The sequence below is a fragment of the Binatus sp. (SeqCode) genome (assembly GCF_050013435.1).
GTDB lineage: Bacteria > Desulfobacterota > Binatia > Binatales > Binataceae > Binatus.
The window spans coordinates 40,511-60,395 of sequence record NZ_JBEKFG010000011.1 but is presented as its reverse complement, the minus strand read 5'-3'; the positions used below and the strand labels follow the sequence as shown (position 1 = coordinate 60,395).

The window sequence follows — 19,885 nt, the reverse complement described above, 5'->3', positions numbered from 1 at the left end:
GTCGCGAGTGCAATCGATTACTGGTTTGTCAAATCTCGCGATCCCGTCCCGATCGGCGCCGGACTCCGGGCTGGCCGCCTTGCCTGCAGGGTCCGCACCGGACTGGGAGGTCACCAGCGAGATCTGTTTCCCGTTCACTCCGACCACCACTCCCTCCGCGTTTGGTACTGTGGAACTTGGCATCATTACGGTGCTCCCGGAATCGGCTCCGCTTTTCGAGATAGCATGCGTCGGTCTTCTGGTCGGGTCGGGCGAAGCTTATGGGCTTTGTTCTCTCATGGCTATGGCCGACTCTTCCATTTGGTCAAGCAACAAGGGGTGCGCTGACTTCTTCGCCGCCGGTATCGCCGGCGTTGTGGGCCGGAGCGGCGCATCCGCCGCGAGAAATTCATCCGCAGCGTCCCCGGACACGAATCTGGGCAAGAACCCGCAGAAAATCGGCCTGCTGGAATTCGATACGTTCACGCCCAGCGACGTACAAGACTGGTTGGAAGTCAATGGCGGCGGCAACTTCGGACAGCTAAGCATAGTGCCGGTGGACGGCGGGGTGGCGACGCCGGGACCAGGGGAGTCAGAGGTTCTGCTCGACGTCGATACGGTGATGCTGCTGGCGTCAACGCCCGCGACCAGCTACGTCGTTTACGACGCACCCAATGGAACCTCCTTTGGGACGATGTTCAGCGCCATGATCGACGATGGCGACACGGTAATCAGTAACTCGTGGTCCGAGTGCGAAGACCAGATGTCACTGGCCGACGCGCAAAGCATCGATACGGTTCTGCAATCGGCCGCGGCGGCCGGGATCAGCGTCTTTAACGGCAGCGGCGATTCCGGCACCACCTGCCTTGACGGTAGCGCAAACACCATTGGAGTGCCTGCCGATTCGCCCCATGCGACCGCGGTAGGCGGCACCAGTCCCGCGCCCGGCCCTGGCATGACGTACGGAAGCGAGACGTGGTGGAATGGCGCTGATCATACGCCACCCACGGGACAGAGTGGTTTCGGCGTAAGTACATTCTTCGCTGCGCCGTCTTACCAGAGCGGACTTAGCGGCTCCACGATGCGCTCGGTACCGGATGTGGTGATCGATTCTGACCCGGCGCAAGGCCTTCAGATTTGCCAAGCGGATTTAGGGGGTTGTCTGAGCGGGCGGCGCTTTGGCGGGACCAGTATGGCGGCGCCGGAATGGGCGGCTTACGCGGCCACCCTGAACGCGATGCTGGGCTCCAACCTCGGGAACGCCAACTCGCAATTGTATCCGCTGGCCGGTACCAATGCGTTCCACTCCGCGGCATCGATGGGATCCGACTTCGCGCACGTCGGCTTGGGATCGCCCGATTTTCCACAGTTGCGGCTGGCGCTTACCGGCTTAACGCCGGGCGCGCCCAGCCCGAGCCTCTCGGTTGTAGCCGCGGGAGGAGCCAACGCGGACGCCTCCGCCCCCGCCGACGGCGCCACCACCGCGCTGGCGCAGACGGTCCTTACGGACACCAACGGGTTTCCAATCAGTGGCAAGAGCGTTTCGCTTACCGCGGCGGCAGGCAGCGCCACGATTACTCCTTCCAGCGCGGTGACGGATAACGACGGAAACGCGGTCTTTTCCATCACCGATCTCAACACTGAAAATCTCACACTTACTGCTACGGATACGACCGATGGCGTAACCGTGGCGCAAAAACCTTCACTGTCGTTCGTCCCGCCGCCCTCCACCTCGGCCGGACTCAATGCGTTCCCGACCACCGTCACGGCAGACGGGATAACTCCGGCGGATATCACCGTAACGCTTGAGGACTCGCTGGGCCGGCCATCGCCCGGAAAACTCGTCCAGATTAATCAGACTGGCGGCAATTCGGTGATTAGCGGACCAATTCCGCCCGTCACCAACGGCAGCGGTACGATCGAGTTCACCGCGGTGGATTCGAACAACGAGACGATTACCTACTCGGCGGTGGACGTGACCGACGGCAATCTTCCTTTTCCAGAGACTGGCACGGTCACCTTCAGCAGCGCTCCGGAAGCTGGATGCTCCAACACCGTGGTGGCGGCGCCGGGATTTATCGCGACACCATACGCGACCGGATTCGAGGCGCAGGACTTCTTCTACGACAGCATCAACTTCAGTTACTGCCCAGGCGCTTATGGGATGGCGTTCGATTCGAGCGGAAATCTTTATGTCTCCGACATACCGACTGGAAATTTGTACAAGATTCCGCCCGGTGGCGGGGTAGCCAACAGCGGAACCTTGCTTGCCACGATCGGAGAGAGCCTGGCGGGACTCGCCTTCGACAATAGCGGCAACCTGTACGCCAGCCTGTACGCGACCGCCGGCAGCTACACCAACGGCGCGGTATGGCAGATCAATCCCTCCACCGGCGCGGTGATCGCGACGGTCGCATCCGGCCTTACCTGCCCCGCAGCGCTTTCACTCGATCCGTTGAGCGGCGACCTGTTCACCGACGATTCGTGCAGCGGAGGAGGGGGCGACAATACCGCACTATGGCGAATCTCGGGGCCGGGCACCGGTTCGCCGACGACCACGGTGTACGCAACCCTGCCGAATTCGGGCAATGCTACTATCGCGTTCGCGCCCAGCGGCGACATGTATATCTATGATAGTGACCAAGTGGTGATGGTCACCGGGACCAGCGGGCCCAATCCACCGGTCGTGACCGTATTGCCCAACCTTCCACAGTTCTACCAGGGGCTGCTCGCCTACGGGACGCAGTCCAATGGCGACGCGCAATTCCTGGTTGCCAACTTCCCCGCGAACACGAGCACCACTCCAAATACGCCTCTCACGATTAGCGTTGTCGATTTGACGACTCCCACGCCCACGGTCAGCACGCCGATCATCGCCAACGGCTGGGGCAACGGAATGATCACCGGTCCCGACGGATGCATCTACCTGGCGCAGGGCGTCGCCGTGTGGAGAATCACGGACGCCAGCGGCGCGTGCAACTATACCGCGCCGAGTCCGCCCACGCTCGCGCTGACGCCCGCGACGTTCAGCTCCAACGCGGCGCAGGGCAGTCCGGTCACGCTTACGGCCTCGGTCCATTTCGCAACCGTGCCGGCCGGAACGCCGGTCAGATTTCAAATCACCGGAGCGAACCCAAAGAGCCAGTTGGCGAATACCGATTCCAACGGCAACGCCATCCTCACTTACACCGGAGCGCGTCAAGGCACCGACGCGGTCATTGCGTCCACGACAGTGTCAAGCTCCCCCATCACCTCGAATCAGGCGCTGGTCACTTGGGGGTCAGGTACCGATGTGACCCTCCTGACTCTCAACGGGAGCCCAACCAGCTCGCCGCCGGACCAAGCCGTCACCGTGACCGCGAACCTGACGGATCTATCGGCGAAACCGCTAGCCGCACTTGCGGGCCAGACGGTCAACTTCACGCTCGGCGGGGGAGGATGCGGCGCCACAACCGATAGCAGCGGCAACGCCTCCTGTGAGATCACGCCCTCCGGGATCGGACTCATGACGCTTGCTGCCAACTTCCCGGGAACCTCGCAATATAACCCCTCGAGCGACTCGAAGGTGTTCACGGTGGTCGTGCCTCCGGTCGCCGGCAAGCTTAAAGTATCGCCCAAGGCCCTCAACTTCGGCGACGTCAAGGTTGGTAACGACAAGATCAAGTCGGTCGAGATCACCAATGCCGGCAAGGTCACGAAGAAAAAGAAGAAGACCATAACTCCGCTCCCGATTTTTATCGAGATGGAATCCGGCGTGACGAGCCCGTTCAGCATCAGTCAGGCCTGCAACGATGACTCCCTCGGCCCGAAATCCAAGGGTGTGAAGGCGGGAACTTGCAAGGTCTCGGTGACCTTCACGCCGACCGCCCCTATGAAGTACATCGGCACGATGCAGATACAAGATAACCTCGAGCCGAGCTTCGGTCAGGCCGTCAAGCTCGAGGGCGTCGGCAAGGCAGCGAAGTAATGATCTGAACGCTCGTGACTAGCGGCGTCGGCAATATGTCGGTGCGAGTCGAACCTGGAATTCGAAATGGAATTTCCGGATGACAACGGTTGTCGATACGCATTGCCATCTCGCCGACGCAAAGTTCCGCGACGACGTCGAAGCCGTGATCGCGCGCGCATCCGGCGCCGGCGTGGCGCAGATCATCTCGGTCGGCGCGATCGGTCCGATCGACAGCGATCGATTGACCGTCGAGATCGCTGAGCATCACCGCAATGTCTTCGCCGTTGTCGGCGTGCATCCCCACGACGCCCGGGATTGCACGCCGGAGCGAATCGCACAGTTGCGCGGGCTCGCCGCGTCGAAAAAGGTTGTCGCGATCGGCGAGAGCGGACTTGACTTCCATTACATGCACTCACCGCCGCAAGCGCAGGAAGCGGCGTTGCGCGCGCAGCTTGCGCTCGCCACTGAGCTCGACCTGCCAATCGTGATTCATTGCCGCGACGCCGAGCGCCGGATCGTCGAGATCGCGCGCGAGACCGGGATTCCGCCGCGCGGCGGCGTGATTCATTGCTTCACCGGCGACACCAACGCGGCGCGCGAGTTCCTCGCGCTCGGACTGTGCATCTCGTTCTCGGGGATCATCACGTTTAAGAATTCCGCCTCGGTTCGCGAGGCCGCGTCGATCGTTCCCGATGACCGCGTGATGGTGGAGACGGACGCACCCTATCTCGCACCAGAGCCGTATCGCGGGGTACGCAACGAGCCGGCCTACGTCACTCGCACGCTCGAAATGCTCGCGAAGCTTAGACGCGTTGACGCCGCATCACTCGGCACACAGGTGATCGCGAACGCCGCGCGCTTGTTCAGGCTTCCGCCGCCGGCAAACACGCCGGCGCGACCCGCCTAACCAAGCGGATGGCCGCCGAAGATCATCGGATGCAACATCACGATCACGACCCACAGCAATACGCCCACGCCAATCGCCGCCCACGGCATGTCACCGCTGGCCCATCGAACGCGCCCGCCGATTAACGCTGCGAACGGCACGAACGAGGTCTTCGCGACGAACTTGCGATAGCGATCGCCAAGTTCGTGAAGCTTGCGCCGGTCCTGATGCATCCCGCCGATGATTCCGAGCGCGGGAAACATCCCGAAGAAAATCACGTCGCCGGCCCGTCCGTTCATCAGCATGTGCGCGATTCCAAACAGGCTGAACGCAACAAAACTTGGATGCCGCGTTACCTTCAGCAGGCCGCGCGGTTCGCTCACGCCCCCCGACGCGGCCATCGCGCCTGGATTCGGATTCATTAGGCCCCCGACGAACAAGATGAGCGCCGTCAGCATCAGCAACCACGCAAGCTCTCGAAACGGGTGCACCGCGCGCAGCGCCCAAAGCAAGGGGCCGGCGTGCTTGTGGCGCGCGAATTCGTAGATCAACGGTCCCAGCGTGGCGAACGCGATTAGCGAATAGATGCCGCGATAGGGCTGCGCGCCGACCGCGCTTATCAACCAGGGCCGGACGGCAGACGACGATATGATCAGATGACTGGCCAGGAACAAAACCGCCCACAGTGCGATCCAGACAGTCGCATCCATAGAGACCTCCGCGCGATCGCCCGCTAGTCGAGGCTGCGCGCCATCACGATGATCGCAGGATTGCGGCCCACGTCAAATGCAGCGCGCCGGCTGCGGACCAGCGGCATCGGCGCGATCCGGCTCGATTCACGAATCGGCTCGAGCGGGGTTATAGATATCGTGATGGGCAGGGCATGCGAAATAAGGATTCCGCCGCCGTTCGAAGAGGCGGTAAAAAGCATGGAACGCGAGATCATGCGCTTCCTGATGCGCTCGACCGGCGACCGCGAGGATGCGATGGACCTGTTCCAGGAGACGTGGCTGCGCGCCTATCGCGCCTACCCCACGCTGCAATCGGAAGACGGACTGCGGCCGTGGGTTTTTCGAATCGCATCGAACCTGTGCCGCAATCGCGCGCGGGACAGGATGCGCCGCGGGCGCGTGATCGCGGGCGATACCGCCGACGGCGGATCGCCGGCCGATCGCGCGTCCAATCAGCTCGGCGCCGGACCCGAAGGCGCGCTTCATTTGAAGAGGGCCATCTCGCGGCTGCCCGGCAAGCAGGGCCAGGCATTGATGATGCGCAAGTTCGCGGGGCTCGAATATGCGGAGATCGGCACGGTGCTGGATTGCTCGGCCGAAAGCGCGCGGGCAAGCGTCTATCAGGCAGTGAAAAAACTGAAGAAACTCAGGCTCGAAGAGTAGTCAATTAGACGAGTCATCAAGATGAAGACCAATCCAATCGCGACGCAAGCGAAGCACAGTGCGCCGATCGAGGACCGGGTGCTCGACGCATTGATCCGGCAGACGCGGCCGCGCATCGAGCGCGCGATGAAGATTATCCGCCGGCCGCAAGTGCGGGTCGGAGTGATTTCGTCGCCAATTGGGCGTCTGCTGATCGCGGAGAGCGACCGCGGCCTCGCGGCGCTTCACTTTCTTTTCATAAGCGGCGGCGAGCGAACGCTCGAGATCCTGCGCAAGAAGTTCGATCTGATCGAGAATGAGCCGAGTGCCCGCCGGATCGGCGCGGAAATCGATCGCGTATTCGCGGGCGACTTCAATGCGACGGCGCATCCGGTGGATTTGAGCCTGGTCGAGAGCGACTTCCAGCGCCGCGCGTACATCTCGCTTCGGAAAGTCCCGCCCGGCGCGGTGATCACCTATCACAGCCTGGCCGCGACGGTTGGACAGCCCGACAGCCAGCGCGCGATCGGCAACTCGATGGCGTCGAATCCGATCCCGATCTTCGTGCCGTGCCATCGCGTGATTCGCTCCGACGGAACGATCGGCAATTACGGCGGCGGCGTGGACAACAAGGTCAAGCTGCTGCGCGCGGAGGGATTCGAACTCGGGCGCGATCTAAGATTGCCGGCACTCGCCGTGATGGGGCATCGACGCACCGGAATCTTCTGCCGGCCCGACTGCTCGGCGGCGCGCCGCGCGGATCCGGCAAAGATGCTGATATTCGCGGATGCCAAGTGCGCGAGTCACGCGGGGCTGAGAGCATGCAAGCTGTGCAAGCCTGCGTGAATCAGGCCGGCTGAGAAAAAAAAGAGCGGCGCCGAACGCGGCACCGCCCTTTTGAGCCGATCTCGCTGTCCGATTACTCGGTTTCCTGCTGCGATTTGAGCTGTTGAATCTGCTGACGTTGATTCTCGATTTCTTGCTGTTGCTGCTGCACCTGCTGCTGGGTCTGTGCGTTGGCGTTTTCCTGATTCTGCATCGAATTGCCGACTACGTAGCCGGTACCACCGCCCAGAACACCGCCGATCGCCGCACCCGCCAAAGGGTGGCCTACGGCCGCCCCGATCAGCGCACCGCCGCCTGCGCCCAGCGCCGCGCCGCCGAGAGTGCCTTCCTCACGCGTGGACATCGGCTGCCCTGTGCATCCTGCAAGAACGAGCGTTCCCGCCAGCGCCAGAGTCATGATTAGTGCAATGCTTTTGCGCATAATGAGAACCTCCATCTTCCAATAATTGATACGTCAGCCGAGCTATTCGGTTTCCTGCTGTTGCTTCAATTGTTGAATCTGCTGTTGCTGACCTTCGATCTGCTTTTGTTGCGATTGAATCTGTGTCTGAGTTTGCTTGTTGGCGTTTTCCTGATTCTGCATCTCGTTGCCGACCACGTATCCGCCTAGCGCGCCGATGCCGCCGCCGATTGCCGCGCCTGCCAACGGGTTACCCACAGCGGCGCCTACAATCGCACCGGTTGCGGCTCCGACTCCGGTGCCGATGAATGTGCCCTTCTCACGTGTCGAAAGTGGCTGTCCCGAGCATCCCACAACCGCCACGATCGCAATCGCCACGAGCAGACCTTTAATCAATGACGCCACGTTTGTCCGCACGAGCTTCCTCCTTCCACGGGGAGCAGTTTTCATGCCTGTCAACGGCTGGAATATTCCTCCAGCCAACAACAGGCGAGTTCGTTTGCCCCCGCCAGTTTTCTACCTTCTGCGTGGGCGATCAACCATTCCGGGCATCGAGCGTAGCATGGAATTCGCGCCCATGTCCGAAATTGTCGTGCATCATAAACGAATATTCATCTTCCGCAGTTGCCGCAAGCGTCCCGGCCAGGGCTCAGCCCTGCTCACCCCTGCCAGTGCGTAGTAGCGAAAAGATGCGCTGCGCAGATTTTCGCTTCTTCCCGATGCGGGTGCGGGGGCCGCGCGCGACAACGGAGCGCGGCCTTAACATTGGGTGCAGGGGTCACCCGTGCTACCAGCCGATCACTTGCGCGGGCATTACGGGCGCGGCCTGGCCGCGCGGATCGGCGCCGCCTGAGAGCACGCCGGTTTTCGTGTCGATCTGCACCGCGAGCACGCGACCCTCGGACCACGGCGGCCGGACTTCGATCTGATGGCCACGGGCGGCGAGCACGTCGCGCACGATTGCGGGGATTCGATCCTCGATGCGCACGACGCCGGGACGACTGCCGTGGGGATAGAACGTCGAAGGGAAATGCGGCGTCGAAAACTTGGGCGCCTCGATGGCGGCCTGCAGGTCCATTCCGAAATCGACCACGTTCAGAAAAAATTGCAGCATCCATTGATCCTGCTGATCGCCGCCTTCCGTGCCGAACGCCAGGTACGGATCGCCGTTCAGCATCGCGAGCGACGGCGACAGCGTGGTGCGGGGGCGCTTGCCGGGTTCGAGCGCGTTGGGATGGCGCGCGTCGAGATAAAAAGTCTGCATCCGCGTTCCCAGCGGAAAGCCAAGCGCGTCGATCACCGGCGAGCTGGGAATCCATCCGCCACTGGCCGTGACGGCGATCAGGTTGCCCGCGCGGTCTGCCGCCGCGACGTGAATCGTGCCCGCACCCCATGGGCGCGCGCCGGCGGCGGGACCGTCGCGCAACGCACGCATCGCAACCGGATCGCCCGGCCGCTGATCCATCGAGGCGCGCCCGGAATCGATAAGCTCGCGACGAATCGCCGCATAACGATCGCTCAGCAATCCGGCAAGCGGAACGTCGATGAATTCGGGATCTCCGTAATAAGCCTCTCGATCGGCGAACGAGAGCTTGGCGGCCTCGATGACAGTGTGGATATAGCCGGCGGAATTGTGGCCCATCGCGGCCAGCTCGAAGCCTTCGAGCAACTTGAGCTGCTGAAGGAAGACCGGACCCTGCGACCATGGCCCGCACTTGAAGACTGTGACGCCGCGATAGTCCGCGCTCACGGGCGATTCGGTTCGCGTGGTGAAGCGCGCGAGGTCGCCGGCGGCGAGCAGGCCGCCGTTGGCGTCGGACCAGGCGACGATTTCGCGCGCAATGTCGCCCCGATAGAAGCGCTCGCGCGTGGCGTCGAGGCCTGCGTCGCGTCCACGATTCCTTGCGCCTGACTCGGCATCGAGCACGCGCTTGAAAAAATTGGCAAGCGCGGGATTCTTGAGCACGCTTGCGGGCTGCGGGACTTGGCCATCGGGCAGATAAACGCGCCCTGAAGACGGCCATTTGGTGAGGAACCGTCTGGCGTTGCTCCGGATCGACGCGCCCGCCCCGGCGATGGCATCGTCAGGGCCGCCAGCCTCGCCAGACAGTCCCACGTGCACCGGGAAACCGTCGCCGGCAAGCTCCAGCGCCGGCTCGAGAACCTCGGCCAGAGATTTCGTTCCGAAATCTCTTAACGCAGTCACCAAGGCGTCGAAGGCGGCGGGGACGCCGGCGGCAAGCAGCCCCGCCGCAGGGATCAGTTCGAGGCCGAGCGACAGGTAATGGGCAATCGTCGCGCGCTGCGGCGCCATCATATTGCCGTTGATTGCGACCACGCGGCGGGCAGATGCCGAATAAATCAGCAATGGCGCCTCGCCGCCGATGGTATGCATGTGCGGGTTGACGACACCCTCGACGAAGGTTGCGGCGACGGCAGCGTCGATGGCATTTCCGCCACCGGCGAAGATTCGCGCACCGGCAGAGGCGGACAGATAGTGCTCCGTCGCAAGCATCGCGCGCCGACCCATTATGAGCGGGTAAATTGTGGACATCTGGGTAATTTTTCCCTGTGAAATTTTCCCCCTGGGCCGGGTTTCGTTACGGGATCGCTCCGGAATGCGGTTCTTCGCGAATTATTTCCCCGGTGCTTATTTGAACATCCGGTCCCCAACTTAGCAAAAAGGTGCCTGTATTCGGTCACTGCGGCGCCGCGAATCGGTAACGCAGACCAGGCCGTCAATGCTCAAGTTTCGTCGAAAAAACATGAAACCCGTTGATTTGCAGGGCTTTCCACACCTCTGGATAAATGTAACGCGGACCCCTCCCAAGCGTCTAAATATTAGGCCCAAAGATTGCTAGTATTAGAGTCAGGATGATGGGGATGGTCGATGGCTAGGAGGGAGTGGAGGGGTAAAAATATGATGAGCGGCCTAAGCACAGAAAAACTAGTCGGAAGGCATTGCAAGCTCCAGAAACCGGTGCGCGACCACGATGGGCGCAGTCGATTCAGCGAACAACCACGCATCCTGCGTGAGGTAAATAATCTGGACCGGCGCATGTATCTGGTGCAATTCGACGACGGCGCCACCACGTTCCTCTTTCCGGACGAAGTAGTAATCCAGTAGCCGGGGGGCGGCGCACCGCGCCGTTCACCTCTCACTGTTCACACCCAAGGGATGCGCCGGTCAGCGAGTCTTAGCCGCGGCGCTCCAGTTCGAGAAAGTCGCGGGCGCGATAAAGCGCGACGATTGATTTCGCATCGACGATATCGCCGCGACCAATCATCGCAAACGTTTCCTCGAACGGCACGCGGCTGACGGAGATCACCTCGTCGTGATCGAGCGTGCCCTCTCCGGCTGACAACTCGCGCGCCAGGTACATCTCGATTCGCTCGTCGCAGAAACTTGGAATCGTGATAATCGACCCAAGATGGTCCCATCGCGCGGCCGCGACTCTTGCCTCTTCGCCGAGTTCGCGCCGCGCGCATTGGAGCCCGTCCTCGCCGGCGTTGCGGCATCCCGCGGGAATCTCCCACAGCCAGCCGCCGATCGCGTGCCGATACTGGCGCAGCATCGCAATATTCAGGTCGGGGTAAAGCGCGACGATCGCGCTGGCTCCGGGATGCCTGATGACCGGGAGATCGACCTGCACGCCTCCGGGCAGCGTCGCACTCTCGACGCCGAAATCAACGACACCCAATTTGAGAACTGGCCGGCGATTTGAAGACATGGTGCATCAAGAATGTGCGAGCCGCGTGAGCCGCGCAAGCGCCGCGCCGGGAGGCCCGAGCCAATTGCAGGCGATGCTTGAACGGGAGATTATCGGAGTCAGCGCGAGCGGACGGCGTCGCGAAAATATGAACCGGATTCGCATTCCAATCTACTTCGATTACGCCTCGACGCTTTGCTACATCGCGTGGCGAATCGTCGCCGAGCTCGAGGACGAACTCGGCTTCGAGGCGCTGTGGAAGGGCGTGCCTATCGCGACGCGCGATTTTCGCTTCAAGCCCGGCCGAGTGCTGGGCGAGCGCGAGCGGCAAAAGGTGCTGCTGGTCGCGGCGGAGACGGGCATTGCGGTCGCGCCGCCGCCGAGCTGGCTCGATTCGATTCCCGCGCTGCAGGGATCGGAAATCGCGCGCGACGCGGGCGTTTTCCCGGCGTATCACGACGGGGTCTTTCGCGCGGCATTCGAGCAAGGCGCCGATATCGCGGAGCGCGGGGTGCTCGACGCGATTGCACAGCGCGCCGGCATCGATCGCTCGAAGTTTCGCGCGGCGCTCGACAGCGGAGCGATGTCAGCGCGGATTGCCGGGCACAAGCGCGAGGCCGACGAGTTTTCCGCGCTCGGTTTCCCGACGTTTATCCTGGGCGACTTTCCGATGATCGGGATACAGCCGATCGAATCGATGCGCCTGTTGCTCGGCCGCTTCATCCGTCAGCGCGCCGCGGAACCGCACGCCTAGCGCGCCAAGAACACCGGGCACGGCGCGTTGCGCAGCACGAACTCGGTGGTCGAGCCGAGCACCATCTCGATAATCCTGCTGTGCCCGTATGCCCCGATGAACAGCAGGTCGGCATCGTGCTCCTTGAGGAACTTCACAATTTCCTCGTTGGCGTGCCCCTGCAGCAGCTTGAACTCGGCCTTGGGCGTGTAGTTCTCGAAGTAGGTGCGCGCTTCGGCCAGGGTGCGCTCGCCCAGCTTGGGATCGCGCGCGCAGGTAATGACGGTTATCGGAACCCCGAGGCCGTGGGCGACTTCCGCCGCCGAGCGCATCGCGCGCGACGCCCGTTCGCTGCCGTCGTACGCCAGCACGGGGCGTTTGACCTCGCGAAATCGTCTCGGCGAGATGAACAGCTGGCGTGGAGATTTGCGCGCCACGCTTTCCGCCGTCGAACCCAAAAGCCCGGTCGAGAACTTTTCGTTGACGCCGCGATGCCCAATCATCACCAGGTCGGCGCTGCGCGCCCGCTCGCAAATCTGGTTGGCGACGATCCCCATGTCGATCACGGTCTCGACCGCAATATTCTCGCGCCCTGCCGCGGCGGCAAACTCGTCGAGCGCGGCGCGGCCCCGGGCGGTAAGCACCTCGCGCATCTTGGACGAGAAATCCAGATATGGTTCCAGCCCGAGCGAACCTGATATATCATGAAAAAAAGATCCTTCGATCGACACGATATCGACGACATGCAATCCAATCACCGACGCATTGAAGATTCGGGCAAAATAGAAGGCGTACGCCTGTGCGTTGTGAGAGTGCTCGGAGTTGTCGATGCCGACGAGGATTTTCTTGATCAAGTGTGTGACCTCCGAGTCAATTATCGCGATAACATGCCGCGCAGTGCTGTCTCAAGAGGGGACGCGGCCGCAGCCACAATCGATTGCGCAAGCAGGCGGGTGAAATGAGCGAACTTAGCGAGGCGCGGATGATGAGAATCGTCGATGAGCTCACCGAGGCTGCCCAGCGCGTCGGGCTCGAGGTCCGCCGCGAAAAGATCATGCGCGAAATTGGCTACCGCACCCGCGGCGGCGCCTGCCGGTTGCGCGACAAGAACCTGGTCATTATCGATCGCGATCAGCCTGCCGCCGAGCAGCTCGAAGTGATTGCCGAGGCGCTGCGCTTGCGCGATCTCGAATCCTTGTACCTGTCGCCCGCGGCACGGCGCGTCGTTCACCTGGGAGACGCCCCGGCCTGAGCACCGAGATGCCGCGTTCCGGCGAAATCGCGTCGGCTGGTCACACCGTAATCGATCGCAAACCCGCGATCAGCACGGAAGAGCGGATGCGCGCCTTCCACGTCCGGCTCAAGGAGCGCGGGCTCAAGTCCACCGGCCAGCGCGACGACATCGCACGCGTATTCTTCGAGCTCGGGCATCATATCAGCGCCGAAGAACTGCACGCGAAGGTCAAGCAGATCAACCCGCACGTCGGCTATGCGACGATTTACCGGACCCTGCGCCTGCTCAAGGAATGCGCGCTGTTGTACGAACGCCATTTTGACGAGGGGCAGGCGCGTTACGAAGCCGTCGGCGAGCGCCATCACGATCATTTCATCTGCGAGCGATGCGGCCGGATCATCGAGTTCGAGAACGCCGCGATCGAGCGCATGCAAAACATCGTCGCCCGCGATCTCGGCGTGACGCTGACCCGGCACAAGATGGAACTGTACGGACTCTGCTCCGACTGCCACGCCCAGCCGGCAATGTAGCCGCGATTTTCCGGGCAATCCGCCGGTCGCGCCGCGCCCGAGCCGACCTCATCTCCGTGAAGAGCGTCCGCCGGAAGGCCGGCGCCTGGCCGGCCGCAGGTCCGCCGCGGCCCTGGGAACCGGCTCGGGACCGGCGCGATGGCGATACTTCATGTCGTTGCCGCAGTGTGGACAGTTGACGTGGTCATACCTGACGACGCGTCCGCACAACGGGCACTTGTAGCGGCGCCTTCCCACGAGATAGAAAAACGCCGCCGTCAACGCCACCATCAGCAGACCGATAATTGTTTGCCGCACCAGACTTGCTCCGAACGTATTGCAGCCGCCAACCGCGTGACCGGCAAGCTGCCGCGCTGCGGTTAGACGAGCCCTTCCTTCAGCGCCGCTTCGAGCGCGCCGATATTGACCCGATGCCCCTCGGCCATCACGGCCAGAAATGCCTTGAGCGGCGCATCGCCGGCGGTCGCGACGTTTTCCTCGATCTTGCGAATCACCCATCGCTGGCCGCGATTGAGCAACTCGAGCTTGCCGCGAAAATCTCCGACCGCGCGCACCTTCTCGACAAAGTCTCCGGTCCTGGTCGATGGGCTGCCGCCCAGGCGCCGCACGTGCGCCGCCAGCTCTCCGGCATAGTAGCCTTCGTCGTGGCCGACCTTCTTGAGCATCTCGCGCAGCTCGAGCGAATGGGCCAGCTCGGCGAGATCGTGCAGGACGCGGCCACCGGCGCGCTCGGCTTCACCCAACAAATTGAGAAATCCTTCGAGTTGCGAATCCACTGGCTTGCCTCCGGCCATGGCCGGCGATCAGAGCATCGGCACCACCGGGCAATACGCGGCGCTGAAAATCGCGTGACCGCTGAGCGCCAGGCGAATCAGGTCGATGACCGGCTCGACGAATCGCGCCGCCGGGCGCTGCGTGATCGACGCGACCATCTTGCCCTTGCCGAGCGATTGCAGCAGTCCCGGCTGCTCGGGAAGCTCGATGATTCCGACCGGCTGATCGGGAGCGAGGCGCGCCAATCCTTTCGCGGCCGCCATCGCCTCATCGAGTCCGCCAAGCGAATCGACCAGCTTGAGCTTGAGCGCCTGCTCTCCGGTCCAGACCCGTCCCTGCGCGACCGCATCGGTCTGCTCCACCGTGATATGGCGGCCGGCCGCGACCAGTTTCAGGAAGTACTGGTAGTCGCGCATGATCTCATCCTGGAACTGCTTCGATTGTGCTGGCGTGAAGTCGGTCCACATGTCGAACATCCCGACGTTTGCTCCGCGGCTGACCGCGTCGGTGTTCGCGTAAATCTTTTGCACGGCGGGCGAGACGTTGAACTTGCCGCCGAGCACGCCAATCGAGCCGGTGATCGTGCCAGGTTCGGCGATAATCTTCGCGGCTGGAACCGATATCAAGTATCCGCCCGAAGCGGCGTATCCCGACATGCTGACGACCACGGGCTTTTTCTTCGCCGTGAGCTCGACCTCGCGGTCGATGAGTTCCGACGCGAGCATCGAGCCTCCGGGTGAATTGACCCGCAAAATAACCGCGCGAACGTCGTCATCCTCGCGCGCGGACTTGAACGCTTTGGTCATGTCGTCGGCGGTCATCGCTTCGGTCTCGGGACCTGAAAACGGATCGAAGCCTTCGCCGCCGCGCTGGATCTCTCCATCTCCGTAAATCACCGCGATTTGATCTCCGGCGCCAAAGCCGGAGAACAGGCTCGCACGCGCGTAATTGTCGTAGTCAATCACCTTGTGAAGCGAGCCGCCGTGATGCTTCACGCGCTCGCTGAATTCGTCCTCGTACTCGAGTCGATCCACCAGCCGCGCCTTCAGGCCCTCGTCCGCATTCAACGGCGCTTGATCGATCAAGGCCTTGATCGCGTCGGGACTGAGCTTGCGCTCGGCCCCGATCGCCGCGACGATCTGATCGAACAGGCTCCCGGCCAGCCCTTCGTCCTCTTCCTTTTGCGCCGGCGTGAAGTCCTTGTTGGTGAACATGTTGGCCGCGCTCTTGTACTGCCCCGCCGAGGCGAAGTTCGGCGTGATCCCCAGCCAGTCGAGCGTGCCGCGCATGAACAGTTCGCGCAGTTGCACGCCCATCAGGTTGAGGTCTCCCCGCGGCATCAGCGAGACTTCATCGGCGGCGGCCGCAACGATGTAGGGCAGATTGCCCGCGCCCGATTCGCCGGCGGTCTCGATATACGCGGCCGTCCATTTGCCGTGACTCTTGAACGACTGGATCAGTGCGACGATCTCCTGCGCCTGCGCCAGTTCCATCTGCGGGTCGATAACCTTGATTTCCAGGCCGACGATCTTCGGATCCTTCGCCGCCTGGTCGATCGCATTGCGCAGCTCGTTGAGCCCCGTCTGATGGGTACTGAGAAGGCCGAGCAGGCCGCTGCCGCCGCGCTCGGCTACCGGTCCTTTAAGTTCAACTGCCAGAACCGAGTTGGGCTGCACCCGATGCGAGATGTAATCCGAGATGGCGATGATCGCGAACAGCACCGCGAAGGTGATCACCGTTCGAACAACCCATCGAAAAAATCTTCTGAACATTCACTCCTCCGAACTGCAAGTCGCGCGCCGCTGCGCCTTGGCGGAGTCAAAATGACGCGCCGCCGCGCGGTAGTGATCTAATTTGACTTCAAACTATATTTTGCTGTTGCGCTAACTCCCACAGCTTTTTTTTCGCCACAAGTTTTTCATCCCCGTTTTCCCCAAGTATCACCCCTATTAAAATGAGCACGTCTCGGATTTGGGTCAGCGTAATATCAACGTCGTTGATGGAATCGGCCATTGTGTTATCCCTCCGCGGATACAGTTTCGAGTAAATCCGTCATCGACCATAGCCGATCCGCCACGCCAGCGGCCATCGCGGGCGTACAACGCAGCGTCTTGTGAATCCGAACCAGATTATAATGCGCGAAGTGCAGGGCGACCGCCGCTTTTAGGTTCTCCAGCTTCTTGCTGAAAGCGTTGGTCAGGCGAGTGAAGCGCCTCATGCTCATGCGCATCGTAAGGTTCTGCCGCTCCACGTATGACGTGGAAATAAAATCTTCGTCTGGCGTTCCGATTAAGTTTTCTCTGATGGAGTTGATCAATATTGGAGGCGAGTAGCGCCCCCAATTCGCGTCAGACGCAAAGACTTTCGTGATCTGGGCGTAATCGACTTGGCTGTCGAATGCCCGGCGGATCGAGCCGTAGTAACCGGCGAATGCGTCCGTCGAAATCTGCGGACGCGAGACCAGGCGCGAACGTAGATCGCTAATGAACGCATCGCATTCGCTCCACGTCCGTTTGCCAACCCGAAAGGCCGGGACCAATTTAGTCTCAGCATCCAGCGCAACGAAAGTGTAGAAATCTCCGATTTCCGGTTTGCGCTCAGGGTACTGTGCGGCCCGCTTTTGTTTCATCTGGACGTAAGCCCAGATTTCGTCCAATTCCAGACGGTTGCAGGAAAGGTTACGCATCATGCCGTCCATCAGGCGCTCGCATCCGTCGCCTGCACGCCTAAGCAGGCTCAGGATCGTGCCGATATGCGCGCCGCTCATGCGTGAGGTGCTGCGGACGCTGTTGCCCTCTACGAGGGCGGAAAGAATTTGCGATTGCCTTTCCAAACTGAGTGTGTTCGCGTTTCTGCTCCCGTCTGCTTGACGGGCCGCGAACTCGGAGAGACAATCTGCGTGAGGCTGCGATTGTGTCCGGTAGCTCGGGCACGTCAAGGCTATGACTGACGCGGGTGTTAGCAGCACTCGCGTCGGTCGTTTCAATTAATCCGGCCTTGGGCCACGGCGGTTGATCACGCCAATCCGTGACCCAAGCCTTCACAGGCGCACAGATGCATTGCTCCGGCTTTGGAGGCCGGTTGCGCGCGTCTCTGTCCGCAAGATTATTCATCGTCCTGTTTGGCGAAGAACGCAGCGATCGCATCGTTCGTACAGCCCCCTAAGCACTTCATTCCGCCAAGAGAGGCCGCCAGTTTGTGATCGCTATTGATCGGGCAGGGGGCAACGAAGCTCTGATTCGGTCGGGTCCATCTGACGTTCTTTAATTGTGCTGCCTTAAATAGAAGTTCGTCCTCATCCATCGGCTTTAGCGTTCCCCGCTTTTTCTCGAATGGATCGAAGTCGGGCACCTTGTCCGGTGGATCGAGGTGAATTATCAGCGGTGACTGTTTCAAAAACTTCTGAAACTTTCGGCGTCCTTCAACCGTCAGTGTGTAGGTTGAAATCGGCTTGCCCTTCTCGAAGCTCTGTTTGCGCACGAGAAGTTTGTCAAGTTTGAAACCGTGGCGAGTTGCCCAGTAGCCTAATCCGCGTATGAGGGGTGGAACACTTTTTGTAGGGATGTCCGTCTTTTTGGAAATCTCTTCCGAAGTGAGTCCCGAAGGATTGGCTTCGATCACAAATAAAAACTTTTGCGCATTCAACGGAAGATCATCCGGGTCAGGCAGTTGGCGACGCGCTTCTTGCCGCAGAAGCGCGGTACGGAGTTTTAGCGCATCCTCGACTGAATCGGTTTCTATCGTGCCGTCTGCTAAGATTCGAAAGCTCACACCAGCGACACTAGCATAACGCGCCAATTCAATACAAGCCATAAATGGGCTTATTTGTGACATTGATTTGTCTCCAATTTAGGGACAGGAACGAAGCGGAGTGAGCGGGCAAATTAGATCACTACCCGCCGCGCGCGTTCCCTTGACAGTCGCAACTGCCTATGAATAGCCAACCATACCCGCTTCCATGGAGCCAGTCGCCAATATACAGCCGCCCAGGCCCGGCGTCCCGGGCAATCCGCGCGAACTGCTGATGAACCAGCGCGCGGCCGGCGCGATTCATCTGAGGATCATCGCGCTCGCCTTCGCCGCCTGGATTTTCGACTTCTATGACCTGGTTCTCTACTCGTTCCTGCTGGTCCCGGTTGCGCGCGAACTCCATCTGACGCCGGAGCAGTCGTCGATTGCGCTGGGTACATCGTTGCTGATGACGGCGCTCGGCGGAGTCATTTTCGGCTTCCTCGGCGATCGCTTCGGACGCAAACCAACGATCGCAGCCACCGTCGCGATCTACGGCGTCGGCACCGCGCTGTGCGGCTTCAGCCATACCCTCCCCCAACTGATCGTGTTTCGATCGATAACCGGGCTCGGGATGGGCGGTGGATGGGCCCCCGGACAAAGTCTGGTTGCCGAAAGCGTGCCGGCCGAGCGCCGCGCGCGATACGCAGCATACGTGCAGACGGGATCGCCGCTCGGGGTTTTGTTGGCGGCGGCGGCCGGTGGTTATCTCGCACCCGCGATCGGATGGCGTCTGACGTTCATGGTTTCCGCCATCCCCGCCGTATTTGTCGTCGCCGCCGTGCTGAAGTGGATGCCGGAGAGCGACGTATGGCAGCGCACGCGCGCGAGTCTTAACCGCGGCGTCGACTTGCGCGCGATTCTCGTTCACCGGCGAATCTTCGCGCTGCTGTTCGTAGTCGTGCTGCTGAACTCCGAGGCGTTTTGGTTCATCTACACCTGGATGCCGGGGTACCTGGAACTCAAGCGCGGGCTCACCGCCGCCGGCGCCAGCCGCCTGATGATCACCATGCAGGCGGGCGGCGTGCTCGGCTACCTGACGTTTGGCCGCGTCGCGGACCGATTCGGCCGCCGCCCCGCGTTTTGCGCATACGGGATACTGATGGCGGCCGGCACCATCCCGCCGACGATACTATGGAGTTCAGCGCGGGCGGTGCCCGGACTCATCGCGGCTGCGATGTTCACGGCGGGATTCGGCACCGGTATCTGGGCCGGCATCGCGCCGATGATCGCCGAACTGTTGCCGACGCGGATTCGCAATACGTCTCTGGGACTGCTACTCAACGTCACGCGCGGATTTCAGTTCTTCACGCCGATCCTGATTGCGGCGCTCGGCGCGCGGTTTGGATTCGGCGCGACGCTTTCGCTCGGCGCAGTCTTCTCGACGCTGGGCGCCCTGATGGTCTGGATAATTCCCGAGACGCGCGCCCGCTCAATCACCGCGCTCGACTAACACCGATCCAGCAAGGAACCGGGATTCTTCGCTGCGCTCTGAATGACACAAAAAAAGGGCGCCCCGTCTCCTCTTAACCAGTTCTAACAGGGACGAAGTCCCGCATCCCGCGGCGGTGCCGATTCTCTTTTCACTGCGTGCAGGGGTCAGCCCTGGCCGTTGGCACGGCTGGCCAGTATTAAGATACTCGCGCCCGGGGTAGTGGCCGCGCGCGACAACGGAGCGCGGC

General features: G+C 61.7%; 21 protein-coding genes. 9 read left to right on the top strand and 12 right to left on the bottom strand.

Annotated elements, in window-relative coordinates; all coding sequences use genetic code 11:
* Positions 1-283 precede the first annotated feature (283 nt).
* The gene (locus tag ABSB13_RS03965) at positions 284-3,946 is read left to right on the top strand and encodes an Ig-like domain-containing protein (protein WP_428105673.1); all 3,663 of its coding nucleotides are present in this window, start codon (positions 284-286) and stop codon (positions 3,944-3,946) included.
* A 79-nt stretch (positions 3,947-4,025) separates the two neighbouring features.
* A complete protein-coding gene (locus ABSB13_RS03960; RefSeq protein ID WP_428105672.1) occupies positions 4,026-4,835 on the top strand; it encodes a TatD family hydrolase in 810 nt (269 codons plus the stop codon).
* On the opposite strand, the gene ABSB13_RS03955 is transcribed toward ABSB13_RS03960, so the two are convergent.
* Positions 4,832-5,524, bottom strand: coding sequence for an NnrU family protein (locus ABSB13_RS03955; protein ID WP_428105670.1), 693 nt, complete (start codon positions 5,522-5,524; stop codon positions 4,832-4,834). The two genes, ABSB13_RS03960 and ABSB13_RS03955, sit on opposite strands and share 4 nt — an antisense overlap.
* A 48-nt stretch (positions 5,525-5,572) precedes the next feature.
* Here ABSB13_RS03955 and ABSB13_RS03950 point away from each other — a divergent pair, with 48 nt between their 5' ends.
* Both ABSB13_RS03950 and ABSB13_RS03945 read left to right on the top strand, forming a co-directional pair.
* Complete coding sequence (locus tag ABSB13_RS03950; RefSeq protein ID WP_428105669.1) at positions 5,573-6,208, top strand: RNA polymerase sigma factor; 636 nt, start codon at positions 5,573-5,575, stop codon at positions 6,206-6,208.
* 21 nt (positions 6,209-6,229) lie between these two features.
* Positions 6,230-7,033 (top strand): methylated-DNA--[protein]-cysteine S-methyltransferase, encoded by an 804-nt coding sequence (locus tag ABSB13_RS03945; RefSeq protein WP_428105668.1) that lies wholly within the window; start codon positions 6,230-6,232, stop codon positions 7,031-7,033.
* Between the two features lie 73 nt (positions 7,034-7,106).
* Here the strand turns inward: ABSB13_RS03945 and ABSB13_RS03940 are convergent, their stop codons facing one another.
* The 3 genes from ABSB13_RS03940 to ABSB13_RS03930 form a co-directional block, all read right to left on the bottom strand.
* Positions 7,107-7,454: a YMGG-like glycine zipper-containing protein gene (locus tag ABSB13_RS03940; protein WP_490338401.1), complete on the bottom strand. Its 348-nt coding sequence runs from the start codon at positions 7,452-7,454 to the stop codon at positions 7,107-7,109.
* A 42-nt stretch (positions 7,455-7,496) separates the two neighbouring features.
* Entirely contained in the window at positions 7,497-7,883 is a 387-nt protein-coding gene (locus tag ABSB13_RS03935; protein ID WP_428105677.1) for a YMGG-like glycine zipper-containing protein, read from the bottom strand.
* A gap of 337 nt (positions 7,884-8,220) precedes the next feature.
* Positions 8,221-9,987 (bottom strand): gamma-glutamyltransferase family protein, encoded by a 1,767-nt coding sequence (locus ABSB13_RS03930; protein WP_428105665.1) that lies wholly within the window; start codon positions 9,985-9,987, stop codon positions 8,221-8,223.
* Positions 9,988-10,353: 366 nt separating this feature from the next.
* On the opposite strand from ABSB13_RS03930, the gene ABSB13_RS03925 reads away from it, so the two are divergent.
* On the top strand, positions 10,354-10,560 hold the full coding sequence (locus tag ABSB13_RS03925; protein WP_428105663.1) for a hypothetical protein: 207 nt from the start codon (positions 10,354-10,356) through the stop codon (positions 10,558-10,560).
* Between the two features lie 70 nt (positions 10,561-10,630).
* On the opposite strand, the gene ABSB13_RS03920 is transcribed toward ABSB13_RS03925, so the two are convergent.
* Positions 10,631-11,134, bottom strand: a complete 504-nt coding sequence (locus ABSB13_RS03920) for an NUDIX hydrolase (protein WP_428105662.1) — start codon at positions 11,132-11,134, stop codon at positions 10,631-10,633.
* 55 nt (positions 11,135-11,189) lie between these two features.
* Between ABSB13_RS03920 and ABSB13_RS03915 the strand changes: the two genes are divergently transcribed.
* The gene (locus tag ABSB13_RS03915; RefSeq protein ID WP_428105661.1) at positions 11,190-11,897 is read left to right on the top strand and encodes a DsbA family oxidoreductase; all 708 of its coding nucleotides are present in this window, start codon (positions 11,190-11,192) and stop codon (positions 11,895-11,897) included.
* On the opposite strand, the gene ABSB13_RS03910 is transcribed toward ABSB13_RS03915, so the two are convergent.
* Positions 11,894-12,730 (bottom strand): universal stress protein, encoded by an 837-nt coding sequence (locus ABSB13_RS03910; RefSeq protein ID WP_428105660.1) that lies wholly within the window; start codon positions 12,728-12,730, stop codon positions 11,894-11,896. The two genes, ABSB13_RS03915 and ABSB13_RS03910, sit on opposite strands and share 4 nt — an antisense overlap.
* 104 nt (positions 12,731-12,834) lie before the next feature.
* Here ABSB13_RS03910 and ABSB13_RS03905 point away from each other — a divergent pair, with 104 nt between their 5' ends.
* Together ABSB13_RS03905 and ABSB13_RS03900 are read left to right on the top strand one after the other, a co-directional pair.
* Positions 12,835-13,128, top strand: coding sequence for a hypothetical protein (locus ABSB13_RS03905; RefSeq protein WP_424671702.1), 294 nt, complete (start codon positions 12,835-12,837; stop codon positions 13,126-13,128).
* Positions 13,129-13,136: 8 nt separating this feature from the next.
* On the top strand, positions 13,137-13,640 hold the full coding sequence (locus ABSB13_RS03900; protein ID WP_428105658.1) for a Fur family transcriptional regulator: 504 nt from the start codon (positions 13,137-13,139) through the stop codon (positions 13,638-13,640).
* A gap of 48 nt (positions 13,641-13,688) precedes the next feature.
* Here the strand turns inward: ABSB13_RS03900 and ABSB13_RS03895 are convergent, their stop codons facing one another.
* The 6 genes from ABSB13_RS03895 to ABSB13_RS03870 all read right to left on the bottom strand — a co-directional run bounded on the left by ABSB13_RS03895 (position 13,689) and on the right by ABSB13_RS03870 (position 18,248).
* The gene (locus ABSB13_RS03895) at positions 13,689-13,937 is read right to left on the bottom strand and encodes a hypothetical protein (RefSeq protein ID WP_428105657.1); all 249 of its coding nucleotides are present in this window, start codon (positions 13,935-13,937) and stop codon (positions 13,689-13,691) included.
* A gap of 62 nt (positions 13,938-13,999) precedes the next feature.
* The gene (locus tag ABSB13_RS03890) at positions 14,000-14,416 is read right to left on the bottom strand and encodes a DUF6306 domain-containing protein (protein WP_428105655.1); all 417 of its coding nucleotides are present in this window, start codon (positions 14,414-14,416) and stop codon (positions 14,000-14,002) included.
* Positions 14,417-14,443: 27 nt separating this feature from the next.
* Positions 14,444-16,186, bottom strand: coding sequence for a signal peptide peptidase SppA (sppA, locus tag ABSB13_RS03885; RefSeq protein WP_428105654.1), 1,743 nt, complete (start codon positions 16,184-16,186; stop codon positions 14,444-14,446).
* 88 nt (positions 16,187-16,274) lie between these two features.
* Entirely contained in the window at positions 16,275-16,427 is a 153-nt protein-coding gene (locus ABSB13_RS03880; protein ID WP_428105653.1) for a hypothetical protein, read from the bottom strand.
* 4 nt (positions 16,428-16,431) lie between these two features.
* Positions 16,432-17,247 (bottom strand): IS1 family transposase, encoded by an 816-nt coding sequence (locus ABSB13_RS03875; RefSeq protein ID WP_428105651.1) that lies wholly within the window; start codon positions 17,245-17,247, stop codon positions 16,432-16,434.
* Between the two features lie 272 nt (positions 17,248-17,519).
* A complete protein-coding gene (locus ABSB13_RS03870; RefSeq protein WP_428105650.1) occupies positions 17,520-18,248 on the bottom strand; it encodes a hypothetical protein in 729 nt (242 codons plus the stop codon).
* A 124-nt stretch (positions 18,249-18,372) separates the two neighbouring features.
* On the opposite strand from ABSB13_RS03870, the gene ABSB13_RS03865 reads away from it, so the two are divergent.
* A complete protein-coding gene (locus ABSB13_RS03865) occupies positions 18,373-19,656 on the top strand; it encodes an MFS transporter (protein ID WP_428105649.1) in 1,284 nt (427 codons plus the stop codon).
* The last annotated feature ends 229 nt before the right edge of the window (positions 19,657-19,885 follow it).